1 tRNA gene is annotated in these 336 nt (G+C 46.7%); it reads left to right on the top strand.

Annotation, left to right across the window (positions count from 1 at the left end):
- Positions 1-50: 50 nt before the first annotated feature.
- Positions 51-126: transfer RNA gene (locus GTP69_RS30930), tRNA-Ala, on the top strand.
- Positions 127-336 lie beyond the last annotated feature (210 nt).

Genomic DNA, 336 nt, shown 5'->3' with positions numbered 1-336 from the left:
GGTTCGAGTCCAACCAGCCCTACCAGTTGCCTGTATTCGTGGTACCCATAGGGGGATTAGCTCAGCTGGGAGAGCACCTGCTTTGCAAGCAGGGGGTCGTCGGTTCGATCCCGTCATCCTCCACCACCTGTTTTTACGTAAGCAAAAGATGCTTAGGTAAAAGCAGTATCGTTCTTTAACAATCTGGAAGAAGTAAAGTTTTATTAGGTGTGTGTCGACAGATACACGCCTGGGTAGTAAAACTCATCATCACAAAGTAGTAAATGCTTGAACTATAGCCGTCAAGGTTATAGGGACAAGTGAATAAGTGCACATGGTGGATGCCTTGGCGATTAC

This window comes from Duganella levis (genome assembly GCF_009857605.1).
In the GTDB taxonomy this organism is placed as follows: domain Bacteria; phylum Pseudomonadota; class Gammaproteobacteria; order Burkholderiales; family Burkholderiaceae_D; genus Rugamonas; species Rugamonas levis.
The sequence above is the reverse complement of the archived record's forward strand: the minus strand, read 5'-3'. Positions and strand labels throughout refer to the sequence as shown.